General features: G+C 43.9%; 24 protein-coding genes. 9 read left to right on the forward strand and 15 right to left on the reverse strand.

Annotated elements, in window-relative coordinates:
- Positions 1–44: 44 nt before the first annotated feature.
- Entirely contained in the window at positions 45–1,196 is a 1,152-nt protein-coding gene (gene dinB / locus MD536_RS08555; RefSeq protein ID WP_239597818.1) for a DNA polymerase IV, read from the forward strand.
- Here the strand turns inward: dinB and MD536_RS08560 are convergent.
- Together MD536_RS08560 and MD536_RS08565 are read right to left on the reverse strand one after the other, a co-directional pair.
- Positions 1,165–2,400 carry a hypothetical protein gene (locus tag MD536_RS08560; protein WP_239597820.1) on the reverse strand — a complete coding sequence of 412 codons (1,236 nt, stop codon included), beginning with the start codon at positions 2,398–2,400 and terminating at the stop codon, positions 1,165–1,167. The genes dinB and MD536_RS08560 overlap by 32 nt on opposite strands.
- Positions 2,401–2,464: 64 nt before the next feature.
- Positions 2,465–3,067: a Crp/Fnr family transcriptional regulator gene (locus MD536_RS08565; RefSeq protein WP_239597821.1), complete on the reverse strand. Its 603-nt coding sequence runs from the start codon at positions 3,065–3,067 to the stop codon at positions 2,465–2,467.
- A gap of 231 nt (positions 3,068–3,298) precedes the next feature.
- Between MD536_RS08565 and MD536_RS08570 the strand changes: the two genes are divergently transcribed.
- The 7 genes from MD536_RS08570 to MD536_RS08600 are packed head-to-tail and all read left to right on the forward strand — an operon-like array spanning position 3,299 to position 9,987.
- Positions 3,299–3,775, forward strand: coding sequence for a c-type cytochrome (locus MD536_RS08570; RefSeq protein ID WP_239597823.1), 477 nt, complete (start codon positions 3,299–3,301; stop codon positions 3,773–3,775).
- A 24-nt stretch (positions 3,776–3,799) separates the two neighbouring features.
- Complete coding sequence (nosZ, locus tag MD536_RS08575; protein ID WP_239597825.1) at positions 3,800–5,803, forward strand: Sec-dependent nitrous-oxide reductase; 2,004 nt, start codon at positions 3,800–3,802, stop codon at positions 5,801–5,803.
- 48 nt (positions 5,804–5,851) lie between these two features.
- Positions 5,852–6,868, forward strand: a complete 1,017-nt coding sequence (locus tag MD536_RS08580; RefSeq protein ID WP_239597833.1) for a nitrous oxide reductase accessory protein NosL — start codon at positions 5,852–5,854, stop codon at positions 6,866–6,868.
- Complete coding sequence (locus MD536_RS08585) at positions 6,865–8,097, forward strand: nitrous oxide reductase family maturation protein NosD (protein WP_239597835.1); 1,233 nt, start codon at positions 6,865–6,867, stop codon at positions 8,095–8,097. The genes MD536_RS08580 and MD536_RS08585 overlap by 4 nt, the downstream gene beginning before the upstream one ends.
- Complete coding sequence (locus MD536_RS08590) at positions 8,094–8,813, forward strand: ABC transporter ATP-binding protein (protein WP_239597844.1); 720 nt, start codon at positions 8,094–8,096, stop codon at positions 8,811–8,813. Before MD536_RS08585 ends, MD536_RS08590 begins: the two co-directional genes overlap by 4 nt.
- Complete coding sequence (locus MD536_RS08595) at positions 8,810–9,577, forward strand: ABC transporter permease subunit (protein WP_239597846.1); 768 nt, start codon at positions 8,810–8,812, stop codon at positions 9,575–9,577. Before MD536_RS08590 ends, MD536_RS08595 begins: the two co-directional genes overlap by 4 nt.
- A 14-nt stretch (positions 9,578–9,591) precedes the next feature.
- A complete protein-coding gene (locus tag MD536_RS08600) occupies positions 9,592–9,987 on the forward strand; it encodes a group III truncated hemoglobin (RefSeq protein WP_239597848.1) in 396 nt (131 codons plus the stop codon).
- Here MD536_RS08600 and MD536_RS08605 read toward each other — a convergent pair.
- From MD536_RS08605 to MD536_RS08635, 7 genes are all read right to left on the reverse strand, one after another.
- Positions 9,957–10,505 (reverse strand): fasciclin domain-containing protein, encoded by a 549-nt coding sequence (locus MD536_RS08605; RefSeq protein WP_239597850.1) that lies wholly within the window; start codon positions 10,503–10,505, stop codon positions 9,957–9,959. The genes MD536_RS08600 and MD536_RS08605 overlap by 31 nt on opposite strands.
- Positions 10,506–10,640: 135 nt before the next feature.
- Positions 10,641–11,285 (reverse strand): hypothetical protein, encoded by a 645-nt coding sequence (locus MD536_RS08610; RefSeq protein WP_239597852.1) that lies wholly within the window; start codon positions 11,283–11,285, stop codon positions 10,641–10,643.
- Between the two features lie 149 nt (positions 11,286–11,434).
- Positions 11,435–13,501: an alpha-ketoacid dehydrogenase subunit alpha/beta gene (locus MD536_RS08615; RefSeq protein WP_239597859.1), complete on the reverse strand. Its 2,067-nt coding sequence runs from the start codon at positions 13,499–13,501 to the stop codon at positions 11,435–11,437.
- Positions 13,502–13,558: 57 nt separating this feature from the next.
- Positions 13,559–14,170, reverse strand: coding sequence for a fumarylacetoacetate hydrolase family protein (locus tag MD536_RS08620; RefSeq protein WP_239597861.1), 612 nt, complete (start codon positions 14,168–14,170; stop codon positions 13,559–13,561).
- Between the two features lie 134 nt (positions 14,171–14,304).
- Complete coding sequence (gene pth, locus MD536_RS08625) at positions 14,305–14,883, reverse strand: aminoacyl-tRNA hydrolase (RefSeq protein WP_239597863.1); 579 nt, start codon at positions 14,881–14,883, stop codon at positions 14,305–14,307.
- A gap of 113 nt (positions 14,884–14,996) precedes the next feature.
- Positions 14,997–15,581 carry a 50S ribosomal protein L25 gene (locus MD536_RS08630; protein ID WP_239597865.1) on the reverse strand — a complete coding sequence of 195 codons (585 nt, stop codon included), beginning with the start codon at positions 15,579–15,581 and terminating at the stop codon, positions 14,997–14,999.
- A gap of 31 nt (positions 15,582–15,612) precedes the next feature.
- Positions 15,613–16,581 carry a ribose-phosphate pyrophosphokinase gene (locus MD536_RS08635; RefSeq protein ID WP_234864429.1) on the reverse strand — a complete coding sequence of 323 codons (969 nt, stop codon included), beginning with the start codon at positions 16,579–16,581 and terminating at the stop codon, positions 15,613–15,615.
- A gap of 428 nt (positions 16,582–17,009) precedes the next feature.
- On the opposite strand from MD536_RS08635, the gene radC reads away from it, so the two are divergent.
- Positions 17,010–17,702, forward strand: a complete 693-nt coding sequence (radC, locus tag MD536_RS08640; protein ID WP_239597867.1) for a RadC family protein — start codon at positions 17,010–17,012, stop codon at positions 17,700–17,702.
- A 2-nt stretch (positions 17,703–17,704) separates the two neighbouring features.
- Here radC and MD536_RS08645 read toward each other — a convergent pair whose 3' ends face one another.
- The 6 genes from MD536_RS08645 to MD536_RS08670 all read right to left on the reverse strand — a co-directional run bounded on the left by MD536_RS08645 (position 17,705) and on the right by MD536_RS08670 (position 26,751).
- Positions 17,705–18,019 (reverse strand): DUF3467 domain-containing protein, encoded by a 315-nt coding sequence (locus MD536_RS08645; RefSeq protein ID WP_234864432.1) that lies wholly within the window; start codon positions 18,017–18,019, stop codon positions 17,705–17,707.
- Positions 18,020–18,065: 46 nt separating this feature from the next.
- Positions 18,066–20,099 carry a hypothetical protein gene (locus tag MD536_RS08650; RefSeq protein ID WP_239597869.1) on the reverse strand — a complete coding sequence of 678 codons (2,034 nt, stop codon included), beginning with the start codon at positions 20,097–20,099 and terminating at the stop codon, positions 18,066–18,068.
- Positions 20,092–20,892, reverse strand: coding sequence for a hypothetical protein (locus MD536_RS08655; RefSeq protein WP_239597870.1), 801 nt, complete (start codon positions 20,890–20,892; stop codon positions 20,092–20,094). The genes MD536_RS08650 and MD536_RS08655 overlap by 8 nt, the downstream gene beginning before the upstream one ends.
- 143 nt (positions 20,893–21,035) lie before the next feature.
- On the reverse strand, positions 21,036–22,004 hold the full coding sequence (locus MD536_RS08660; protein WP_239597872.1) for a DUF1735 domain-containing protein: 969 nt from the start codon (positions 22,002–22,004) through the stop codon (positions 21,036–21,038).
- A gap of 37 nt (positions 22,005–22,041) precedes the next feature.
- Positions 22,042–23,499 (reverse strand): SusD/RagB family nutrient-binding outer membrane lipoprotein, encoded by a 1,458-nt coding sequence (locus MD536_RS08665; RefSeq protein WP_239597874.1) that lies wholly within the window; start codon positions 23,497–23,499, stop codon positions 22,042–22,044.
- A 33-nt stretch (positions 23,500–23,532) separates the two neighbouring features.
- Positions 23,533–26,751 carry a SusC/RagA family TonB-linked outer membrane protein gene (locus MD536_RS08670; protein ID WP_239597875.1) on the reverse strand — a complete coding sequence of 1,073 codons (3,219 nt, stop codon included), beginning with the start codon at positions 26,749–26,751 and terminating at the stop codon, positions 23,533–23,535.
- Positions 26,752–26,984: the final 233 nt, after the last annotated feature.

Here is a 26,984-nt window from a genome sequence, read left to right on the forward strand (position 1 = left end):
CACGTCTCACATTTCACGTTTCACCTTTCACCTTTCACTTCTTTATGTTCCATAGCCGCCATATCGCCCACCTTGATCTCGATGCCTTTTTTGTATCGGTTGAATGCCTGCGCAATACTGCCCTACGGGGAAAGCCACTGATTGTGGGAGGATCCGGTGACCGTGGAGTGGTTGCTGCCTGCAGTTACGAAGCACGCAGTTTTGGTATTCATAGCGCGATGCCAATGAAACTGGCCCGGCGCTTATGTCCGCAGGCTATAATTATTAGTGGCGATATGGAACAATACAGTTATTATTCTAAACTCATCACCAGTATCATTGCTGAAAAAGTTCCGGTTTTTGAAAAATCCTCCATTGATGAGTTTTATATTGATCTCAGCGGTATGGAGAAATACTTTGGCTGCAGCCTGTTCACGGCCGAATTAAAAAAAACAATTTTTAAAGAAAGTGGCTTGCCCATCTCCTATGCGCTGGCCAGTAACAAACTGATTAGTAAAGTAGGCACCAATGAAGTAAAACCCAACGGGCAATTGGAAATTCCTTTTGGTAATGAGAAGTCCTTTCTCGCACCGCTCGCCGTACAAAAGATGCCGGGAGTTGGAAAAGAAACGACCCAACTTTTGAATCGAATGGGAGTTGAGACAATCAAAACACTGAGTGAAATACCTGTACGACTCCTGCATAACCTGATGGGAAAAAGCGGACTGGAACTTTGGAAAAAGGCACAGGGAATGGATAATTCTCCGGTTGTACCATACCGTGAGCAGAAATCGATTTCAAGTGAAGAAACTTTTTCAAATGATACGATTGATATGCAGTTTCTCCAGCAGGAACTGGTACGGTTAACCGAAAAAATCACCTATGAATTACGCCAGCAAAATAAACTGACCGGTTGTGTCACCGTCAAAATCCGATACGCCAATTTTGATACTCATACCAAACAGGTATCTATACCTTACAGCAGTGCGGATCATATACTCATTTCAACTGCTAAACAATTATTTACTGCGTTATATGACCGTCGCTTATTGGTGCGACTCATTGGTGTACGTTTCACGCACCTGATACCAGGCAATCATCAGATCAATTTGTTTGAAGACAGCCAGGAATCCATCCGCCTTTACCAGGCGATTGACAGCATCAAAAATCGCTTTGGGGTACAAATCATCGGGCATGCTGCAGGCCAGCGGAAATAGGTAATCCTGCGATCCCCAATCTCCTGCTTTCCCAATTCATCCCGGCAATACCCAGGAACAAACAAATTGCTGCAAAAAGCAACATTTCATTGGTATAAGGAATCGCCCAGTAAAACATGGCAGTAATTCCCTGAGCCATTAACGTTAGTTCTGTCTGTAAAATTCCTGCAATGAATAACCGGCACCAGTTACTCAATTGTCCGCCACGCATCGGCAGCAGGTTTTTCTCCATCATCCAGCCCAGCAGGAATAAACTCACAAAACCCAGTAAAACAAGGTGCAGATAACCGATCACAACGGGTCTGTAAGCAAATGCATAATTACTTAACCCAGGTATTACTGATAAACTTTGAAGCAGAATCTTGATGCAAAAGGCCACCAGCGATAAAAACCAGATCTGCTGAAGTCCTCTGTGTTGAATGGTTTGCTTTACCGCAGGATAAACTATCCGCAACATAAATACAACCAAAACTGGTTGAATCAGGGCGGCTATCCAGGCAGCAGTCAACATCCACAAGGGTAATCTCATCCATAGAGCCGACAGGAAATAGGAAGGGATCGATACCCATGCCAACCCGATCAACAGTTTAACCAGGCGATGCTGTGCGTCTGGAGAAAGCCGGGAAACCACGAGCGCCAATACCCCGAAGAGAAACCAACCATTGTACTGAAAATGCAGGTAAAAATAAATGGCACCAAAATAGAGTTCCGCTTTATTAATATGATTCCCCATCAACCAGGCCAGGTAAAAAGTTCCCAGGGAAGACAATACAAGGAAAAGTACTGACCACCGGATCAACCGAAATACCAATTGCCCTGATCGTGCAAGAAATTCCTCTTTCCAAACTTTGTAAGCAAACCACCAGCCAGCAAGAACGGATGCGGTAGAAAAAAAGATGGATATCGGTCCATATCCCTGAAAAGGAAAACTCAATAACATTCCATAAGCAGTAGCGGTATAAATACCAAGCAGGGTATTATAGGTTTTTGCTTTCTGCTCCGGCAAGAGGCCAATGATAGCCCCCATCAAAAAGAGACTGATCCATCCGGCAAAAGCAAAATGCGAATGAGCATGTAATAAATGTTTGTGGTGAATCCAGGGCAGGGGTAACAATATTTTCAATCGTAATACCAATCCCGCCAATGCTACCAGCAGCAGATTAAACAAAGCCAGCCGGATCCACTTGTTTGCCGTTGCATTCATACCGGTTTTTGCTGCAAAAGAACACCGTGAAACCAACAAAAAAGATGATCGCAATCAGGTTCCATTAATAAAAAACTTTCCCCCGCTGAATAGTAAGCCTTCCTCTTTCATGCAGGGTTCGAATGGTACGAATAACCGTTTCAACTCGTAAACCAGTCATATCCGCCAATTGCTGACGGGTTAGATGCAACTTGCAGGGTTTCTGTTCAATGCCCCTCAATCGCTTGTAATAGTTCAGCATGGTAGAGATTCGTTGCTCCGGATTATTATAAGCCAGTTCCCGTAATGTCAGGAATTTAAACCGAAGCCTTGATACCAGCAGTCTGGTAAAATTAAAATGGATATCGTAGTTGCTCCGGAGCATTTGGTGAAAATTGGTTTTGTGCAAACGAAGTAACACACAATCATCATCCGCAATGGCAGAAGCGGCATATGGCTGATCGTCAAAAAGAGGAAATTCTCCGAAGGATTCACCAGGCTCAATCATCACCTGGATAAATTCGCGGCCATCTTCATTGATGTTTACCCAACGCACCCTGCCCTCTACCAATTGATAATAAAAACAGGCAGCACCTCCTTCCATAAAGATCAGGTCACCTTTATTTACTTTCTTGAAAGTGGCACCGTAACTCAGCAGTGTTTCCTCGGAAATGAAAGCTGTTGACATGTTATTTGACATTTCGTTCAACAAATCTATTCACGGGGTTCTCGCAGAATCATGATAAATGTACTGAATCCGCTTGAGTTTGTCAGGCATTTCTGTGACTGCAATCACCTATCCATATGATCTTCATCAGTTTAGAACAATTCCTTGTAAAATATGACCCCAATCATATTTACCCGGATCACACTCAGCTAACATTGCATCATAATCTTTTGTACAATAAAATTACTCACCATGAAAAAGCTCCTTCTCCTCGCCGGCATTGCAGCACTGATTTATGCCTGTGGCGGTGGTACCCAGCAAGACAACACAGCTTCTGACGAAGCAAGCTCCTCTGCCAGCAGTTCTTCTACACCCGCCCCTTCAGACAACCCGGATGGTGTTGGTAAATTCAAAGATGTTCAGATACCGGAAAAATTGGATCCCGCCCTGGCAGACAAGGGACAATCTGTTTATGATGTTAAATGTTCTTCCTGTCACAAACTAAGTGATGAACGCCTGGTTGGTCCGGGTTGGAAAGATGTTACCAAACGAAATACCGCTGCCTGGATAATGAATTTCGTTACCAATGTCGACGAAATGCTGAATACCGATCCAAAAGCACAGGCACAATTGGAAATATGTCTGGTCAGAATGCCCAATCAAAACCTAAGCGATGAAGATGCCCGTAATGTGTATGAATTCATGCGCAAAAATGACGGGGTCCAATAATACATCAACCCTAAAACAACAAACATGAATGCGTTTCTCAAATTGAGCCTTGGAACGGCGGCATTGCTGGCCGTCGGTTTCCAGGCCTGTAAACCCAAAAACACCAGTTCCGCAGTTAGTGGCGATGCTGCTGTGAAAGCCTATGTTCCACCCGGAAAATACGATGAGTTTTACAACTTTGTTTCCGGAGGCTTTAGCGGACAATTAAGTGTTTATGGCCTTCCAAGCGGACGCCTGTTCCGTGTAATTCCCGTTTTTTCCGTTGACCCTGAAAAAGGCTGGGGGTATTCGGAAGAAACAAAACCCATGCTGATGACTTCACACGGTTTTGTTCCCTGGGACGATCTGCACCATACTGAATTATCTCAGACCAATGGGGAAATCGATGGTCGCTGGGTTTTTGGTAATGCTAACAATACCCCCCGCGTAGCCCGCGTAGATTTAAAAACCTTCCGTACCGCGGAGATCATTGAGCTACCTAACAGCGCTGGTAACCACTCCTCCCCCTTCATTACAGAAAACACCGAATACGTGGTAGCGGGCACCCGATTCAGTGTTCCGGTTGACTATGCAAATGGAGATGTTCCCATCAGCACCTACAAGCAGAATTTCAAAGGCACCATCAGCTTTATCAGTGTTGGCAAAGAAGATGGTAAAATGGACATTGCTTTCCAGCTCCTGCTGCCGGGAGTAAACTTCGACCTTAGCCATGCCGGTAAAGGTCCGAGCCATGGCTGGTTCTTTTTCTCCTGCTATAATAGTGAACAGGCGAATTCACTGCTGGAAGTAAACGCTTCCCAGAAAGACAAGGACTTCATTCTCGCCGTAAACTGGAAAAAAGCCGAAGAATACCTGAAAGCAGGAAAAGGCAAGAAAGAAAAAGTACGTTACGCCCGTAACACCTGGGATGAATCCACTCATACCGGCAAACATGAAATACTTGAAGAAGTTACAGTATTGGATGCTGTAGCGCTTAAGGATATCTGTTACCTCATACCCTGTCCGAAATCACCACACGGATGTGATGTGGACCCAACTGGTGAATACATAGTAGGTTCTGGTAAACTGGCTGCCCTGATCCCCGTATTTTCCTACACTAAAATGCAGAAAGCAATTGCAGCCAAAGCATTTGAAGGAGAATATGAAGGTATCCCTGTGATCAAGTACGAAGAAGCCCTGCATGGTGAAGTACAGAAGCCAGGTCTCGGTCCTTTGCATACTGAATTTGATGGCAAAGGGAATGCTTATACTTCATTCTTTGTATCATCAGAAATAGTAAAATGGAACATCAAAGACCTGAAAGTATTGGACCGTGCTCCAACCTTCTATTCCATCGGGCACCTGAGTATTCCAGGTGGTGATAGTAAGAAACCGAATGCAAAATATGTGGTAGGATATAACAAAATCACTAAAGACCGTTATCTGCCTACCGGACCGGAGTTGGCTCAAAGTGCACAGATTTACGATATCAGTGGCGATAAAATGCAACTGATCAATGACTTCCCCACTATTGGTGAACCACACTATGCACAATCCGCTCCTGCTGAACTGATCAGTAAGAACTCAGTAAAAATCTTCAAGATTGAAGAAAACAAACATCCTTATGTAGCCAAAGGCGAGAAAGAAAGTAAAGTGATTCGGGAAGGCAACAAAGTACATGTGTACATTACTGCCATTCGTTCTCACTTCTCTCCAGACAATATTGAAGGCGTGAAAGTAGGAGATGAAGTTTATTTCCACGTAACCAACCTGGAACAGGATTGGGACGTACCACATGGCTTTGCAGTAAAAGGTGCCAATAACGCTGAGTTGTTGATCATGCCGGGTGAAACACAAACTCTCAAATGGGTACCTGAAAAAACCGGTATATTCCCGATTTACTGCACTGACTTCTGTAGTGCCCTGCACCAGGAAATGTCTGGTTATGTTCGGGTAAGTCCGAAAGGATCCAATGTTCCACTGACCTTTAGCCTCGGAAAAAACAGTTCCGATGCAATGTCAAAAGAGAACAATAGCAATGGCCAATAATAAATTGAGAAGGCAGGCAATACCTGCCTTCTCTTTAAAACACTGATCATGAACACAAGGTTATCTCCAATTACCCGAATCATCAGCCTGGTATCTGCAATTTCTTTGGTACTGGTATTTTTTCTTCCGATCTGGAGAATTGACCTGGTTGCACCACAATACCCTGAAGGTCTTTTTCTGCAGATCCATGCAGGTAAAATTGGAGGCGATATAGATGTGATCAATGGACTCAATCACTATATCGGAATGAAACATATTGAAGAAAAAGACTTTGTTGAATTCCAGGTACTACCCTATATTATCCTCACCATTGCCGCTTTTGGGTTACTAACAGCAATCATTAACCGTAAATGGTTTTATTTCAGCTGGTTTGGATTTCTCTTATTATTTGGTATTGTAGCCATGCTTGATTTTTATCACTGGCTCTATAATTACGGACACAACCTGGATCCGGCTGCCGCTATTAAGGTACCCGGACAATCCTATCAGCCCCCCCTGCTCGGCTACAAGCAGTTACTCAATTTCGGAGCCTACTCTATGCCCGATATCGGGGGTTGGATATTTGTAGTAGTGGGTATTTTACTGCTGATCGGAGGATGGCTTGAGCTAAAAGCTATCAGAAAAAAACGCAGTATCGGACCTGCATTTCTCTTACTGCTGACCAGCAGCTTTTTCTTCACTGGTTGTGCCAGTGGACCTCAACCAATTCCCTATGGCAAGCAGGAATGCAATTATTGCAAAATGACATTGATGAATCAACAATTTGGAACTGAATTGCTTTCCGATAAAGGCAAACCCTTTTATTTCGATGATCTTACCTGCCTCATTGAATACATCCGTGAAGGTTCTCCCGGTACTGCCGGAGCTTACCAGGCATACATGAGTGATTATGAACGTCCGGGGAACTTGCTGGAACTGGACAAGGCTTTTCTTTTCCAGTCGGATGAAATCCGGGGCCCTATGGGTGGCACCATTGTGGCTTTCTCTACAGATGCAGCAAGACAAAAATTCAGTGCCTCCAAATCCGGAAAAAATACATCCTGGAAAGAACAAGTTCAGCCATGATTCGTCTCTTTTATATAATTATTTGTGCACAATTGATAGTACTCCTGCCGGCACAGGCAGCTGAACACCTGGTGAAACCCGGAGAGTCGATTCAGGCTGCCATCAATAAAGCATCCAAAGGCGATCTGATTAAAGTACTTCCTGGCACGTACCGGGAAAAAGGAATACTTATCAATAAGCAACTCGTATTGCAGGGAATTGGTTACCCGGTACTGGATGGAGAGAATAAATACGAAGTAGTAACTATTACAGCAGATCATGTGGTAGTGCAGGGGTTCGAAATTATTCGTTCCGGTTACAGCAGCATGGATGAATTGGCAGCCGTTCGAATTAAACAGGCCTCCTATGTGGGAATCCGAAATAACCGGTTACGCGAAAATTTTTTTGGCATTTATTGCCAGCATGCCTCTTTCAGCCTGATCGCCCATAATGATATCACCAGCACAGGTGGCAGTGAACTGGAAGCAGGTAATGGCATCCATGCCTGGAAAAGTAACCATCTCGTTATTGATGGAAATTTCATCAGCGGCCATCGGGATGGTATCTATTTTGAGTTTGTAACCGAGTCTACTATTACCAACAACAAAAGTCATCAGAATATCCGGTATGGTTTACATTTTATGTTTTCTCACCAGGATATTTACACCAATAACACATTCAGTGAAAATGGAGCAGGTGTTGCGGTTATGTACAGCCGGCAGGTAACCATGATTCGCAATCATTTCCTGGATAACTGGGGTAGCGCAGCATATGGAATTTTGCTTAAGGAAATTTCAGACAGCTATGCCGCATACAATGAATTTTCCCGCAATACGGCGGCAATCTACATGGAAGGATCCAGCCGACTGATCATATTCGCCAACCGTTTTTTGCAGAATGGATATGGCATTCGCATCCAGGCGTCCTGTGATAACAATGTTATCCGTAAAAACAATTTCATCGCCAACAGTTTTGATATTGCTACCAATGGAAGCCTGGTTCTAAATAGTTTTAATGAAAATTACTGGGACAAATACGAAGGGTATGATTTAAACCGGGATGGTATGGGAGATATCCCTTACCGCCCACTCAGCCTCTTTGCCCTGATCGTGGAACGTAACAACAGTGCTATGATGTTATTTCGCAGCCCAATGGTGGGTTTACTGGAAAAAGCGGAAAAAATCATGCCCGGCATTACTCCGGAAAAACTGAAAGACAATCAACCCAGTATGAAACCCTTCCCGTTATGATTATCGCAACCAATGTACAGAAAAAGTTCGGTCGACTGGTAGCTCTTGACAGCATCAGCCTGAGTTGTAATAAAGGACAGACCATCGCCCTGATCGGGCCAAACGGTTCGGGTAAAACCACCTTTATCAAATGTCTTTTGGGCATGGTTATTCCCGATAGTGGATTTATTACCGTTAACCAGGAAAACATACATCGCACCTGGGAATACCGGCAACATATAGGTTATATGCCCCAGATCAGCCGCTTCCCGGATAATATGACCATTGAACAGGTCATTGACATGGTGAGGGATATTCGATATAAACCCGGACAAGAACTGGATGAAGAATTAATAGAGGCATTTGATCTGACTCGTATGTATGGTAAACGCATGAGAACACTGTCAGGCGGAACACGTCAGAAAGTAAGTGCATGTCTTGCTTTTTTATTCAAACCGGATATCCTCATACTGGATGAGCCAACTGCCGGACTTGATCCTGTTGCAAGCGAACTGCTGAAAGCCAAAATCTTAAAAGAAAAAGCAAAGGGAAAACTAACCCTTATCACCTCCCATGTGCTAAGTGACCTGGACGACCTGGTATCGGAGCTTATTTATCTGCAGGATGGGCAACTCCGGTTTCATGAATCGGTTGCTGAATTGCAGAAAAAAACCGGGCAAGCCAAACTGAATAAGGTGATGGCACAAATCATGTTACAAAAAACGGCACAACGATGAAAAAGATTATTAAATACAGCCTGCTCGATATATTAAGGAATCGTGTAATCCTGGCTTATACAATCTTGCTGGCTGTTGTCAGTATCAGTTTATTCCTGATGGAAGACAACCCTGCAAAAGCGGTCATGAGCCTTATGAATATCAGTTTGCTGATTGTACCGCTTGTAAGCAGCATTTTCTGTACCATCTATTTGTATAACAGTGCTGAATTCATTGAACTATTGGTTGCTCAGCCAATCCGCCGGTCGCGTTTGCTTTGGGGTGTTTACCTTGGTATGATTACCGCATTACTGATCGCACTGATCCTGGGAATCGGATTACCTCTTTTGATACTACAACCCACTATATCCGGACTCAGTCTTTTTCTTACTAGCGCAGCCCTGACCATTGTGTTTTCCTCGCTGGCCACACTTTCGGCTGTACTTACGCGTGATAAAGCAAAGGGTATTGGCGTATCCCTCCTTTTATGGTTTTATTTTACTTTTATTTACGATGGAATTGTATTGCTGGTTTTGTTCCAAATGGCAGACTATCCACTGGAAACAACCATGATTGGTATGAGTATGCTGAACCCCATTGACCTCGGTAGAATCGGAATGTTGATACAGCTCGACATTTCTGCCATGATGGGATTAACCGGTGCATTGTTCCAGGACTTCTTTGGAAATGGATTGGGTGCCGTACTGGTAATTCTGGTAATGATGGGCTGGATGACTCTTCCTATCCTATTTGCGATTCGTAGGTTTAAAAACAAGGACCTTTAAACAACTGCATCGAGATGAAAAAAGATATTACTAACCGTTCGGATATTGAATTATTGATCAATCGTTTTTATGATCAGGTAAAAGCAAATGATCAGATCGGTCATTTCTTTACTACAGACAGGAAGGTAAATTGGGAACACCATCTGCCAATTATGTATAACTTTTGGGAAAACATTTTATTTTATACCGGGCAGTACAATGGAAATCCTATGGCTGTGCATAAACAATTACATCAGGAATTTCCGCTAAGCAGGGAAGATTTTGCGGAATGGCTACAACTGTTTAAAAACACAGCAGATGTGTTATTTGAGGGAGAGAATACAGAATTAATAAAACAACGAGCGCAATCAATTGCGCTCGTTATGGAACTCAAAATTGTTCATGGTAACAACACCTCATCAATCACATGAATGATGCCGTTACTGGCCGGTACTGAAGCCAGAATGGTTGCTTTCCCGTTCACCATCACTTTTCCATCTTTTACTGAAATCGTGATATTACCACCATTTGCCTGACCCAATATCTGACCATCATTCATCAGATCGGTTTTAATTACGCCCACATACACATGGTATTGAAGAATGTTTTCCAGGTCAGCTTTGCTGGATGGTTGCATTAATTTATCCAGTGTTCCGGTGGGCAATTTGTCAAATGCTGCATTCGTGGGAGCAAAAACAGTGAAGGGTCCAGCGTTGGAAAGTACATCTACCAATCCGGCTGCCTGCACCGCTTTCACCAGTGTGGAATGATCTGCACTTCCAATTGCCACTTTTACAATGTCTTTCTGGGAATCATCGTCCTTAACGGCAGATTGTCCGCTTAGCGGCGTCTCAACGGCGGCTGCGGCAGCATTGTCAGAAGCGGCCTGGTCGCCGCAGGAATGCATCAGGAAGGATGCTCCAATCAGGAGGGGAATCCAATTTCTCATACTGTTATTTTTAGGGTGTATTGAATAATCTAAACTATTACACCCGGTTTATATCTATTATGATTCTGGTCATAACAAAAAAAAGCAGGTAGTAGAAACTACCCGCGTTCACACACATGAGAAATAAAGAAATTTTTATTGCATATGCACTTCGTGCAAAGGATGCTTATTTATAAGTTGAAGCAGTTTTGCCTGCATATTTTCATTTCGATGATTATACCTGAATTCACATTCCTTGATATGCAGGTAGAGGGTGTTCCGGTTTACTCCGCGAAATTTCATCAGTCTGTTTCGGGTTAAGCCCCAAAAGCCTGAAATTTCATCTCCATTGGTCGTAGCACCGGCTGCAAGCATATCTCTTCTGTATAATCGCCAGTTATTGAAATCAGCAACTGCCTGAATGCTTTGCATTTCTGAACCCGGCTGGCCATTGTGCTGCTTTTGCCAGTTCAGCAAATGTTCTTTAGTTATATTTTCCAATCCAGTCGCATACACATGACCGTTATGACGAGTAAATCCGAAATAAGAGGTTTTAGGTAATCCGCTTAACGATCCCTTCAGAGAAACGACATTTTCAGGTAACTGGTGTGCAGGAAATGCATCTTCACAAAATTGTGCCAATCTCGTACGGATCAGTTTCAGGTAAGCATTTACCGTAACACGGCTCACACCTGTAATGGCAGCAATTTGGGTAGCAGTTAAGTCTTCGCAGAAATAATGTAAAATCTCCCTGCATTTTCTTTCTGAAAGGTGTGCTCCTTTCAACATTCTATTTTTCATCGAGATAGGTTTGGTTTGCAGAATTTATACGAAACGATTCGGAGATAAATATCTACAGAACCACTAACACAAAAAACCTAATTATACACCAGTGGGAATAATACAGGATGAACAGACTGATCAAGATGTTAGAAAAAAGTGAAGACCTGTTAATACGCCAGCAACTGGCCTATTCGTCCCCTTAGTTTTTCAGCAGATGGAAGCATAGCCGCCTCCAATGCTGCATTCATGGGAACAGCGGGTAAGTTCAATGCGCCCATCACGTCAACCGGAGCATCCAACCATTGAAAACAGGTTTTACTGATCCGGCCAGCCAGGGCTTCAGCGAATGAATTATTTTGTTGCTCCTCTGTAAGCACCAGGCATTTCCCATGTTGTTTGACGGTATTATATACCAATTCCTCATCCAGGGGAAACAGGCAACGAAGATCAATCACCTCCACTTGTCCCGGGAAATGCATGGCAGCTGCTTTAGCCCAATAAACCCCCATTCCATAGGTGATAATACAACAGGAATCTCCCTGCATAACAGTTTGTTTGAAAGCAGGCAAAGCAATTCTTGCTTTGCCAAGTGGAATGCGGTAATCAGCTCCGGGCTCGGGCTGTTTGGCAGCTTCTGTTCCCGGCACTTTGCTCCAGTACAGCCCTTTATGTTCCAGCATCACTACCGGATTGGGATCCAGGAAAGCAGCTTTCATCAATCCTTTCATATCGGCTGCATTGGAAGGATAAACCACCTTAATTCCTTTAATGCTCAACAGGGTGGATTCAATACTTCCACTATGATACGGTCCGCCGCCGCCATAAGCCCCCACCGGCACCCGGATCAGGGTTTGAACAGGAAATTTCCCGCAGCTCAAATAGGACGATTTTGAGATTTCAGAAACCAGCTGGTTGAGTCCGGGATAAATATAATCGGCAAACTGAACTTCCACGATGGGTTTCAACCCAACTGCACTCATTCCGGAAGTAGAGCCTATTATGTATGCTTCCTGGATCGCAGTATTGAATACCCGATGATCACCAAATTGTTCCGCAAGCGTCGCAGCTTCGCGGAAAACACCGCCCAGCCTGCGGCCTACATCCTGTCCATATAAAACTGCTTCTGGAAATTCTTCCATGATTTCACGGATGGCAAAAAGGGCAGCATCCACCATGTTGATCTTTTCTGCTTTTGTTGTTTCGCGCTGACCGGTTTCTATAGTAACAGCAGTGGGTACAAATACATGTGATTGAACATTAACGGGATCAGGATCTGCAGCCTCAACTGCCTGCTGAAAAGCCAACCGCACTTCCTGCTCAGCGGATTTGTCGATGTCAGCAAGTTCATCCATTGATACACCTGCGGCCAACAGTCGTTCTCTTAGCAAGGGGCCGGGATCTCTCAGGGCATGCATTTCCAGGTCCTTTTCCGTTCGGTAGAATTCTTTTCGCACTCCGCTTGTATGATGCCCCAGCAAGGGAACATTTGCCTGAATCAGCCAGGGGGACCGATCCCTTCGGATGCTTTCAGTTACCTCCTGAAATAAATTGTAGCAGGCTTCAAAATCACTGCCATCCACCCGCGCCCTTGACATTCCGGGAAAACCCGCAGCATATTCATAGGCATCCATTACCCTGGATTCATCGGCTGATACGCTTATACCCCACCGATTGTCCTGGACCAGGTAAAGAATTGGTAATTTTTTGAGTACGGCAAACTGAAAAGCTTCGCTTACTTCTCCCTCTGTAACACTGGCATCACCTAATGAACACACCACCAAGGGCATTTTGCCGTTGCTGGTCCTAGTAAGTTTTTCGGGAAGGTGGGCTTCCAGGTATTGTATACCCTGGGCAATACCGGTAGTTGGAATCACCTGCATGCCTGTGGCACTACTTTGTTGTATGATGGTAGGTTTGTCATCCCCCCTGTAACCGGGATGCGAGTAATAGGCCCTGCCCCCGGTAAACGGATCGGCAGCTTTTGCCAGCAATTGCAACATCAGTTCATAGGGACTGAACCCCAATCCAAGCAACAAACTTTCATCCCGATAATAGGGACTCACATAATCAGCCGGGTCCAACAAATAAGAAATAGCCAGCTGCACTGCCTCGTGTCCTCTTGAAGTACTGTGTACGTATTTACAGATATTCCTATGTTGTTCATAGGTGGCCGCCATATGTTTGGCCTGGCAAATGTGCCTATACGCTTTAACCAACAATTCCTGTCCGTTCATAGTGATGCGATGGTTCGCAAATATAAACGAACAGTTGTTAGTAATGTTTGGCGGGGCTTACTTTATTTCGATGTTAAACATCTCTGCGTCTTCCAGGATGCCTTCCAGTTCATCGCCCACAACACATTCCCCTACGCCGGCGGGAGTACCCGTAAATATGAGGTCGCCAATGTTTACAGAGAAATAGTTGGATATATGAGCTACAATACTATCAAAATTGAAGATCATGTTACTGGAATGACCTTCCTGTACCAATTCCTTATTCTTCAGCAGTTTGAAATGAATATCCTTTTTATTCTTCAGGTCTGCCAGGTTCACCCATTTCCCAATTACTGCTGAATTATCCCAGGCTTTGGCTTTCTCCCAGGGAAGTCCTTTCTCTTTTAATTCATTCTGTATATCCCTTGCAGTAAAATCGATACCTACCGTTACCGCATCATAATACTTGCTGGCATAACGGTCCTGGATGTATTTTCCATTTTTGCAAATCCGCAAAACAAGTTCACACTCATAGTGCAACTCATTGGTAAATTCAGGATAGTAAAATGGAGTGTGCGTTTGCAGGAGTGCACTCTTGGGTTTCATAAAAATCACCGGCTCATCGGGCACTTCGTTGCCCAGTTCTTTGGCATGCGCCACATAGTTACGGCCTATGCAGAATATTTTCATATTCACTACAGGGTTTAATGATTAAATAATCACTGGTTTGGTTGGGACGTTACTCCCCGGAATTTGATAGGGATACCGGAATCACAGGCAGGTTTACCTGATGGAGAGCGAAAATAACCATTCATATGCATAAATCATAACTTGTATTCCACATTATTGAAATGATTCATGGTATTTGCCAACCCGGCAAGCACAAAGGATTCAATTATAGGGATGGTTTTATCAATCTTCATTCGGATCAGGGATGCTTCTTCAGAAGTCCATTTACCCAGCACATAATCTACCTGACGGCCCTTCGGATAATCATTTCCAATACCAAATCTAAGTCGCGGGTAGGCCGTTGTCCCTAATTGCTCCTGGATACTCTTCAAGCCATTGTGGCCCCCATCACTGCCCGCCCCTCTGATCCTGCTTTTTTCCAGTGGCAGTGCCAGCTCATCTAAAATCACGAATACCTGTTCTACCGGGATTTTTTCTTTATCCATCCAGTATTTCACTGCCTTACCGCTCAGATTCATATAGGTAGATGGCTTGAGCAGTACCAGGGATTTACCTTTCAGTTTCATTTCAGCAACATCACCCAACCGGTCGGTTCGAAAGCTTACCCCATGTTTTTCTGCCAGTGCATCCACCACATCAAACCCGATATTATGGCGGGTATGTGCGTATTCTGCTCCAATATTACCTAAACCAACAATGAGAAACTTGTTCATGGCGCGAAGATAAGAAGGTGAGACGTCAGACGTGAGATGTGAGACGAGAGCCGGGAAAAATCAAAAGCACCGGGGATACCGGTGCTTTTGTATGAGTTGAATAATCAATTCGATTATTTCTTGCCTTTTTCTGCAGCAGCTTCTTCCTGCTTCAGCTGACGGGTCATTACGATTGAAGCAACCGGAATACGGGGAGACATCAGAATCTCCATATTCTCAGTCTTTACATCCTGGATCCGTACGTTTTCGTTCAATTCCAGATTGGTAATGTCCAGCTCGATACTTTCTTTCAGGTACTTAGGCAGTGTCTTTACTTTTAGTGCCTTCACTTTAACTACCAGACGACCACCGGCTTTAACACCAGCAGGTGAACCAGTCAGGTGAAGTGGGAGTTGTGCAATTACCGGCTTATTTTCCACCAGTTCCTGTAAATCCACGTGGGTAAGTGCATCACTCACTTTGTCAAATTGCATGTCCTTCAGGATGCATTTGTAGCTTTTGCCATCAATGGTTACCTCTGCAAGGTTGAATTCAGCGGTATACACCAGTGGCTTGAAAGCCTTGGCCGGAGCAACGAAATTAATTTCCTGCTCACCTCCGTAAATTACACCTGGCACTTGTCCCTCAGAGCGAAGTTGGCGGGTGGCCTTTTTCCCGGTTTCGGTCCTGAGTTGTCCTTCGATTGTAATTGTTTTCATTTTGTTTTATTTAATAATAATTAAGCACGATTTAGTCTCTGTTCAGCTCAGCATCCCGCTGTTCCTTTAATTGCGAATGAATGAACAGGCTGGTAATACTTCTTTGTTCAAATGCATTTCGCAATGCCACTGCAAACAGATTGGCGACTGATAAAACTTTTATCTTATCTACCTGCTGCTTCAACGGGATTGTATCACAAACTACCAGTTCCTCCAACACACTGCCTGCAATATTCTCGTAGGCTTTCCCACTCAATACCGGATGTGTACACATAGCCCGCACGGTAGTAGCACCTTTCTCCTTAAGCAACCCGGCACTTTTTGCAAGTGTTCCTCCGGTATCACATATATCATCAATCAGGATCACATTCTTATCTGTCACGTCTCCAATCACCACCATACTTGCTATCTCATTTGCCCGTTTCCGGTGCTTATCACAAATCACCATTTCAGCATTGAAATAACTGGCAATTTCCCGGATCCTGTTTGCACTACCCACGTCAGGGGCCGCAAAGGTAAGGTTTTCCAGTTTTAGTTGCTCTATATAAGGTATAAAAATTACCGAGCTGTCGAGGTGGTCTACTGGGATATCAAAATAACCCTGAATTTGTGGCGCATGCAGGTCCATGGTAATTACCCGGTCGGCCCCCGCCGCTGTTAACATATTGGCTATCAACTTACTGCCTATAGCCACCCGGGGCTTGTCCTTCCGATCCTGGCGGGCATATCCGTAGTAAGGAATTACAGCAATCACCTTATAGGCAGATGCACGACGGGCTGCATCGATCATCAGGAGCAATTCCATCAGGTTGTCTGAAGGTGCAAACGTGCTCTGCACCAGGAAAACAACATCCCCCCTGATACTTTCCTGGTAAACCGGTTGAATCTCTCCGTCGCTGAATTTCTGGATATTAATCCTGCCTAATGGAATTCCGTAGCTGTTGGCGATTTTTTCAGCCAGGTACTGCGAGCCGGTACCGGAGAAGATTTTTGCAGTCATAGAAGAAAATTCTTGCGGCGAAGATAAAGAGTTGAAGTTGACACTCCGCCCAGTAGAGCAAGAATTTGAACAAAAAACGAAAAGGGGACTACCATTGGCGTCCCCTCTTCTACCTGTCTACATTAACGAATTTATCGCGACGCAACCACCTGCGGAGCCGCCTGGCTGGCAGATACCGTTTTCAGGGTGCCGATCGGTTCGGTACGATTCTGAAACGCGTGAAAAATCGCAGAGCAAATAAAAATGGAAAAGAATAAGGCTACCACGTAGATTCCTATGCAAAATAGCATGGATTGGAATCCGCCTAATACGTTGAAAGTACGGGAATTCATAGTTTACTGGTTTTAGTTTTTCTACAAAAAAGGATCATTGGATAAAAGGGTTAAAACCCTGTTTCAAGACATAAAAATATTCATTAATCTTACTTCATGCAAGCGCAGAACCACTCAATTAAATCATGGGCAAAAGACGATCGGCCACGCGAAAAACTACTTAGTAAAAGTCCGATGCAACTCAGCGATGCGGAACTGATTGCCCTCTTACTGAATCATGGCAACAAGGAAAAAACAGCCCTGGATATGGCAAGGGAATTGCTTCAACTCGGTCAAAACAACCTGTTTGAACTTGGTAAGCTATCCGTATTTGAATTGATGAAAGTGAAAGGAATCGGAAAGGCAAAAGCAGTAACGATTGCAGCTGCCATGGAATTGGCTAAACGCCGCCAACTCAGCCAGGCGGTGGAACTTAAAGCCATTACCGGGAGCCGGGATGTAGCGGCTTTTTTGCAACAACAATTCGGCGATTACCGGCATGAAATATTTATCGTACTGTTCCTTAACAGAGCCAACAAAATCAAACACAAGGAAATCATTAGTAGCGGTGGCTTAACAGGAACAGTAGCAGACCCCCGAATCATCATGAGAAAAGCCATTGAACAGGATGCAGTAGCTCTCATTCTATGCCACAATCATCCTTCCGGAAATCTGCACCCCTCCAAGGCAGATGAAGAACTTACCCGTAAAATCAGGGAAGCTGCTTTGCTATTGGACATCCGGGTACTAGACCACCTGATTGTTAGTCAGGATGGGTATTTCAGCTTTGCAGATGAAGGATTGATCTGATATCAGGCTTGCGCCGCAGGTCCGCCAAAATTCATTGGAACCTGAATCTCTTCCAGGTCTTTAATATCACCATTCACTTCCTCAAATCGATCTATATTTTCAATCAGGGCTTTCATGAATCGCTTGGCATGCTGGGGGGTAAGAATAATTCTGGACTTCACTCTGCTTTTTGGAGTACCGGGCATCACATTTACAAAATCAATTACAAATTCTGCATGGGAATGTGTGATGATTGCCAGATTCGCATATTCCCCTTCAGCCATCTCTTCGGATATTTCAATATTTAACTGGTTCTGCTGATTGTTCGTATTATCCATGATACAGTATTAAAGATCAAAAGTACTATTTGTTGGCAAACTGCCTTTACCAATCAAGTATAAGCTGAAATTTCCACTCCGAACGCCGGTTGCCGGGAATTTCATCCCATCCTGAACCCATGGAATCCTGGTTGTACAAACGGGTCTGCGACCATCGAATCCACCATTTCAATCCGCCCGCAGCCAACCAGTTAATCTTCCATTTTCCTTGCCACTGCAGGTAATAGCGCAATCCCTGATCAAAAAACGCAGGAATGGAATAACTGTAGAGCAGATCCCGTTCATAGCTATAAATACGGGTCTCATATCCATCCGTTCTGAACAAGTGAATCCTTGATGAAAACTGCCAATTTCTTTTTGGTACAGCCCATTTACTATCACCATAGAATCCCCAACCGGATTGAGAACCGTTCGCTTTTTTGTAAAAGACCATATCCAACCTGGCACTGATCAACAGATTTTTGGTTGCAGTACGCTGCACATGCAGCCGCAGATTTTCCTGCGCAACCGGAACAATTGAATTGGTAAAGCCAGCAAGTATATTTTCAGGTTTAGCCTGCATCCGGAAATAACCATAAATCAGCCAGGCACGTCTTTTTTCCCATTGAACCAGCAATCTCGCTTCTCTCCCACTACCCGGAGCATCTGCCCGAAACCGTAACCAGGGAAACCGAAACCAATCTGCATACAGTTGTATCTGCCAGCCTTTCGCCGGCCTGATTTCAAGGCTGGTATAGATTCCCTCCTCGTTTCGTACAGCAGCCTGTTCTGTTAGTGCATTTGCAAATACTGCATGATAGGAAGGCTGAAAATTCCGGTATACCAATGTCCAGTCAAGCCGTTTATCAATACTTGCCAGCATACCCTGCACTATCCCAAATCCCTTACCACCCCTTGCAACTTCACCAAAGAGAAAAAACTGCTTTTTACCCCAATTGTAATCGATGGACTGATGAACAGAGGATTGACCTCTGAAATAATACTGAGAATACGGAGCTTCCCTGGGATGCCAGGGAAGCGAAAATCGTTGATACAATTGATTCCAACCAATTCGCAAATTACCCGTTTGATACCAGAGTATAGAACCTGTTACCAATTCCCCAAGTTGTTTTCTTCCTGCAATTTCTGAAACGCTTCGATGATAACCAGAAGTGGACAAACTACTGAATGCAACCGCCTCCTCATTTTCGCGAATAATAGTGGCGGTTTTTTTTCGGTTAGATATCCATGTTAGTAGCTCCCAATTACCTTTTGCCAGGTGAACTGCTGCTCCTCTGAAAAAATTGATTTCACCCGCTGAACGGTATGCTTTCAATAATGGTCCCTGTCTAAAAACGCCTGCTCCCGCAGCTCCCTTCCCAAAAGCCATTCCCTGCCATACCACCAACCCTTGTCCCGCATTCACTGAAAAATCACCCAGCGCAACTGCTTTGAGGGCTCTCCTGCCTCTGATAAACAATTGAAAGCCGGTAAAATCAGCCGGATAAAGCAACTGCTTCCCAAAAGATTCTCCGGCATCTTTTTCCATACTAAATCCAGCCTGGATCATCCGGTTGAACTGGTATCCATACCGTACAAAAATCCGTTGTGGTGAGCCTGCATAATTTCGGTTACCCACACTATCCTTCTCAAAGCCTTTTGCTTTTTGTACTACCGAGCTGGTCCTGAATAATAACTGATGCGACCCCTCTTGAAATAGGTCTCCAAGCCTCCTATTGCCGGATGACCTCGGTGTGAAATCAAGCACGGTTATCAATTGCAAAATGAGTTGTTTATTCCAATAGGGAATTGCTTGTAATTCATATTTATTTGCGGGAAAGCCGAAGAGCCGAACATAATTCAGATAGGCATTGATTTGCAGGGGATTTAAACCGAACAAGCCTAACTGTTCTGCCGTTAACCTGCTTATTGGTATGGGTTTGCGTTTTAGTTCTTCCCATTCCAGCAGTTGCTCATCCAGTTCCGGCACATGTTCCTGTTGTTCCGCGACTTGCTCCCATTGACGTTCTGTTGCCTCTTCTTCCTGTGCAACAGCAACTTGACAAAACAGCATCAAGATCAGGATGGCTACCTTATTCATGTTTTTTGGAAGTTTTGTTAGTATTCCACACAAGGCCGAACCCTGATTTCCAACCAATCATTGGATACCGAATGGCCTGAACAATCAACCAGCAGTTACCCAACCGATAGCTTTGTTCCCATGCTATAAAATCAGGACGAATTTGCCAGTACATTCTCAGAAAAGCGCGATCCAACAAATTATACTGCAAGCTGATCCCGGTTTGGATCAGTTGCTTACCATTGTAGCCTGCAAAGAATTCAGTTGATACCTGATCAGACCAGCACTGGCGGGCATTGAGCTGAAAATGATCTTTACCCAGCGTTGAACTACTCTTCAGGAAGAGTATTGAAAGGCGCTGTTGCCTTGAATCTACAGCAACTGAAATACCGGCCACCCATTGATGGTTTGCTTTAACAGCCTGAATTTTCTGGTTGTGGTATTGAAAAAGCAATCCAAGTTTCCAGTGAACATTATCTGAATGCATAGTTCCCAGTCCGCGCCCATATGCAATACCTATTTCCTGTTCCTTAAATTGATCTTTTCCAGTGCTGGACAACCTAACACCAATTCCGGCTTTTCCATGAAGAGGCAATGAACCGGCAGCAACTATTCTTCTGGTAATAGCGATATCTGTAAACTGATTGGCAAAAACAGACAATGAAGCAGTTGAACTACTGTCTGACAACAAACCCGGAGACACGAACGCAGTTGCGGGACTGAAAAAAAGAGGGTTCCCCAGCCCTGACGTTTCCTGGCAGAAAACCGGCAGACTAAGGAACCATCCACACACACAACCTATCACTGCTCTCATGCTGCAAAATCCAACAAAGACAAATAGTAGTCAAGCGTGAAATGACGGTAAACAGTAAAGTGAAATAACCTATTAAGTTCCATGTTGCTTAAATAAAAAAACCTCCGTAAAACGGAGGTTTTAAAAATGATCGCCGACCAGGATTAACGATCACCAGTTCTTTTCATCGTCCAGTCAAAATACACACGGATATGTGGAGGCGTGGGTATAGAAGCAGGTTGATACATGAAGAATTTAACCTTAATTGTTTTGGTAGCCGGGTCATAGAAGTTTTCACCAGTTGGATCAAGACCAGCCGATCTCCCGTTCGCTGAAGGCTGACCATAAATATTGGTCACCTTTATTATCTTGTTGGTAGCAGGATCAAATTCAAATACTGGTGAGTATGCTCCGTATCCGGAAACATCAGCTCCACTCATAATGGGAATGAAATAGTTTACCCAATAATCCGGATCATAACCATCAACTGTGTTTGCACCGGAAGTAATCAAGTGGTAATTCATCGGGAATAAGCCACCAAGTGCAGCTGCTTCATCCTTCATGGTTCCAGTTACTTCATATGCTCCATCCCATTCATTCTTTACAAGCACTTTTACGAAGGCTGTTTTTGATTCCGAGATTTTGCCATTACCATCAATGCTGGTGATGGTCAAAGGGAAAGCATACTGCTTGGAAAAATCAAGCTTGGTTGCATCGGTTAAAGTAAAATTAATCGGCGCTGCAAACTGCCCTGCTGCCATATTGATGGTAAAACCATCCGCACCGGCAGGAATATCCGTCGTATACAAATTCGATGGAAGCAATTCATATTCTGTATCATTTTCTTCGTTATAGGCATCCATATACGCCTGATCGAAAGAAACCTTTACAGTTGTAGGTGAATTTAAAGCCGCTTCTGAAGGAGCATCTTTCCGAATGTCAACCAGCAAAGCTGTCTGAGGAGCACTCAACGCATCGAACGCAAGTACTTTTTCTCCTGCATTCAACATTTTAACAATAACATCTCCTTTTCCCTGGGAACTCGGCCATTCTTCTCCGCGCTCACAGGAACTTAAAAACGCTGCACCAGCGATTAAGCCCAGAGATAACAGTTTATTTATTTTGATATTCATATCCTATAGTTTTAATTGATTGCGTTAAAAAGCAATTTTATTTATCCCACCACATGCGGGAATCCTGTGTATCACCACCCTGCAATCTGCCGGCAGCTTCTGTTACAGCATCATTATTAGTACCATACTCACCTGTTCCATAAACAAACCGTCTTGGGATTTGCTTGGTGGTATTGGTAGCATACTGGGCCGGAGTTAATTCAGGGAAACCTGTCCTTCTCCATTCAGCCCATGCCTGCATACCATCCGGGTACATAGCGAGCCATTTTTGGGTACCAATTTTCTTAAGATGATCTGTTGCTCCATAAGCCACACCGGATTGCGACAGATAACTTGTTACTGCAGCACCACTATACCCCCACTGTGCCATACTGGCGGTAACTGCGGCATTATACAATTCCTGTGCATTTTCAGATGTCCATCCTCTTTCGGCTGCTTCAGCACGCGCGAAGAGAACAGTTGCTGCATTCATGATGATTACATCTTCTGCATCGCTGATAGATTGTCCATCCAGTACAAGTCCCCATCCTGGAGCAACTGCAATCGCATTCGGACGGTCCAGCCCATAAGGAAAACCTACTTCTGATGTTCCGTAATCATTAATGCGAGGATCATCCAAACCGGAGAGTGTATTGGTCATAGTACTGCTGATCGCATCGTCAATACGAGAACTTACAACATAAGAAACATACCAGGGATTCTGATAAGCTCCACCGGGGAAATCAATCTTTGCATTATCAGCATTGGTTTCAATGGAACCAGCGGGGTGATTCAATGCTGCAGCAAATTCAGTAGCAGCCAAACCACCAGCATTTGGATAAACTTTACTCATCCGCAGTGCCATTTGCATACGAATGGAATTTGCAAAGCGCTTCCATTTTGCTGTGTTACCATTAAAAATGATATCACCTCTCATTCCTAAGCCATTGTCAAACTGATCAACAGCTTCGCGAAGTTCCTTCAACAAGTCAGCATAAATCGATTCCTGGGTATCATACTTTGGAAGCGGATTGCCCTGCAATGCTTCAGAATAAGGAACATCACCCCAACGATCCGTGATGGTCCAGAATGCATATGCTTTCAAAATTCTGGCAGTGGCAATCTGATTGGCATTGGAACCGGATACGGAAACAATATTCTTGGTTGCTTCATCTGTATTCTGGTTGATGATGTTTTGCAGATCATACAGGAATCCGGAATAATTTCCTGTGAACTCCAATTGAGGTACACCATAAAGCGAAGCCTCCGGGTATTGGGTTTCAGAAAAATATTGTGCATAATAACCCGGACGGGTATACGCTGAAATTGCCAGACCACCTTCACGTCCGCCCAATTCTGCTACCGCCCTTGTAAACAAGGCACCGGTCACCGGTACAGGAGTACCATTGGGGTTCGTGTTGGTGTCTTCAAAATCCTTTATTTTATCACACCCTGTTAGCCAAACAGACGCTGCTGTTGCTGTTGCAAGGAGCATTTTACTATATATTCTTTTCATAATCTTCTGTTTTTGAGTGAAACCTGGTTTGGATTAGAAATTGAGTTTAAGGTTTACACCAATTGAACGGGTGCCAGGCATCTGTCCATTTTCACCATAGGTATTGCTGATTTCAGAAGGATCGAAATCTCTGGTTTCAGCATAAATCAACCAGGGATTTCTGGCAACTATAGAGAAGTTAGCACCAGTGAGTACTTTACCCAATCCCATTTTGTCTACATTGAAACGGTAGCCTAAGCTCAATTCACGCAGCTTTACAAAAGTCAGGTCATAAACACTGTTTTCAGAAATACGGCTGGACTGGAACTGATGATAATAAGTCTGAGCATCTACATAGAAGGTAACTGCTTTACCGTCCGCATCTACTCCATCAACGCGAACACCACCACCATCTTCAACAGCATCCCGAACAGGATTACCCTTATCGTTCAGGGCTGCAGTTTTAGCAGTCAGACCAGAGAAAGAACCCCAGAAATCAGACAGAGAGAAGAACTTACCGCCCTTCTGGAAGTCAATGTTAATGTTCATGTAGAAATTTTTGTATCCGATTGTGTTTTGAACACCACCTGTATAATCAGGTAATACAGAACCAAAGTTTACTTCTGGTTCGCGTACAAAAAGGCCACTTGCATTCAATTGAGGAACACCGTTGATACGTTTGAAACCAGGACCAAATAACTGCCCCCATGGTTTTCCAACTGCATTTACCACATAAGCGGCATAACTACCTGCAAAAGCTCCGGAAGCATTGGTGATTCTCTTCAGATCACCTGCCAGAGCTTCAACCTGGTTTTCCATCAAACGGGCAAATGTTCCGGTAATTTCCCAATTGAAATCTTTGGTACGAACGGGTGTAACATTGAGGAGCACCTCAATACCTTTTTTGGAAATCTCACCTGCGTTTGTCAACAGGGAAGTAAATCCACCTGCACCATTGGTAGTAATATCCAGCGGAATTTCTTTAACTGTACCATCCCAGTAAGTGAAGCTGAATCCAAATCGGTTTTTAAAGAATTTCATATCCAGACCTAACTCACGCTGAGTAGTTACAGAACCTCTGATTGCAGGATCAATCAGACGATTAGGAGTTCCCATCAGGAAGTTACCATTCCACTGGTTCTGAGAAATGCCATAGTTAAATCCGGTAAGATAAGGATCAATTGTTTTTGGAATCTCACCCCAGGAAGCACGCAACTTACCAAACGAAATAAAGGGAGCAGCATCACGAAGCAGATCGCTGAACACAAAACTACCTCCCACTGATTTACTCAGGATACCATTATCAGTTGGTGGTAAGGTAGAATAATAGTCCTGGCGGAAGGTGAAGTCAACAAACAACATATTTCTCCATCCGATATCACCTCTTACAAACCCGGAACGGTATTTGGAATTTTCTCTGTAGTTACCGTAAGAAATGGGATTTTTAGAGTTGGACAAAGCAAAGAAATCAGGAACGTTCAGACCATTTACAGTACTTGCAGAGATGTCTTTATAGGACGTACGCATGATATCGAAACCAAGGTTACCATTAAAGCTGAAGTCTTTTAACTTTTTAGAATAAGACAACAAACCTTCGAAGTTATCGCGGTTGCTATAGGTTTCAGACGTACCATATCCTGCTTTAGCACCCGACTGGGTAGCGCTGCTTTCAACGATTGAATAGGTCTTATTCTCCGTGAAAGTTGTCAGCTGATTCTTGCGGTAAGTAAACTTAACTTTTAAATCATTGGTGATCTTATAAGCAAGTGAGATATCTCCATACAAACGATCCCGGTTATTGATATTATTTATGTTATCAAAATAGGAGTAGAAATTATACCAATAGTTACCACCATAGAAATTAAGTGGGTTAGAAGCACTGTACGCATCCGGGTTCTTATGGTTCCAGCTTGCCAGGGCTCCCTGTGGAGAACGAAGATCTCTCAACTCTTTCAGGATGTCCATGTCCAGATTACGATGAAACCACTGGTTAAAGGATCCGGTTGAGTTGTTGGAATAACCATCATCAAATTGTCCTTCTGTTTTCTGGTTGAGGTAGGTAATATTGGTTCCCAGTGTCAGTCTGCTGGTGATATCCACTGTACTGAACACGGAGAGGTTATTCCGTTTCATGCTGGAAGTAGGAATAAGTCCCTGAATATTCAGATTGGTATAAGAAACCCGAATTGAATAGTTGTCTCCAGCTTTGGACAAACTAACGTTGTTGTTCACGGAAACACCTGTGTTATAAAAATCTCTTGAATTGGTAGACTGCGGAGTCAGTTTCGCAGTTTTGTATGAATACTGAGATCCGGGATACCAGGCATACCAGGGAATATATTCCTGGCCAACCATTCTGGGTCCCCAGCTCGCATCATCCGAATAATCATGGTAGTATTTGCCATCCAGCGCTTTCCACTCTTCCGGATGGTTTGCCTGCCATTTGTATTGCATAAGGTCGCTTACACCACCACCAGCATAGCTATTCTGGTAATCGGGCAGAATATAAATTTTATCCAGGGTTACGCCAGTGTTTAATTCCACACCGATACCCCGCTGGTTTTTCTTAGCCCTTTTTGTTGTGATTACAATGGCACCACCCGCACCTTGTGCTCCGAAAATGGCAGCAGAAGCAGGACCTTGCAATACACTAAGGTCTTCAATATCATCGGGGTTGATATCACCCGCTGAACCACTTGGCATAATGGTACCATCAACAACGTATAATACGTTGGACCCGCCAACCAGTTCCGACTCACCTCTTAAACGAACCTGTGCATAACCGTTAGCACCCAGTTTAGCAGCCGACTGGCTTCTAACCTGTACACCAGCTACTTTCCCTGCCAGAGCATTGTTTACATCCGGCTGACGGATAGTATTCAGCTTCTCGTCTGAAATAGTTTGTACCGTAGAACTTGTACTGCGCTGGGTCCTCTTAATGTTATATGCCCCAGTTACCACAACTTCCTGTAACCCCTGCTCACCGGAGGATTCCAGTGAAACTGTTACAAGGTTTTGCTGATTAATTGTAATTGTGTTTGTTTTCTGCCCAATCGCGGAAACTTCCAATACGTCTCCGGTTTTTACCCGAATCGTAAATACACCATTAACATCTGCAGAAACTCCAGTGGTACTTCCCTTTACTTTAACTGTTGCGTAAGGCACAGGATTGCCCTTATCATCAACAATCTTCCCCGTAACCGGACGGGTCTGGCCAAATGCCAATGAACAGCAAAGAGACCCGACCACCAGGAGTGATAGGATTTTTCTCATGTCGTGTTAGTTTTAGAATTTGCTGCTAATTTAAGAAGCAAACTAATTGTTAAATTTAATTAACAAGATAAATTAAGGTATTTATTACATTTTTTGCGGTTATTTATACATATTTATTAAAATTGCATTAGAGATATAGCCCAAATAGCTCTAATATTCTTACTATTTTCTTAGAATATTATAACGACAATTACTCCCAAATCTCATTTTTTACTCCCCCGCCACGCCTTTAC

The sequence above is a fragment of the Flavihumibacter cheonanensis genome (genome assembly GCF_022352215.1).
In the GTDB taxonomy this organism is placed as follows: Bacteria; Bacteroidota; Bacteroidia; order Chitinophagales; family Chitinophagaceae; genus Flavihumibacter; species Flavihumibacter cheonanensis.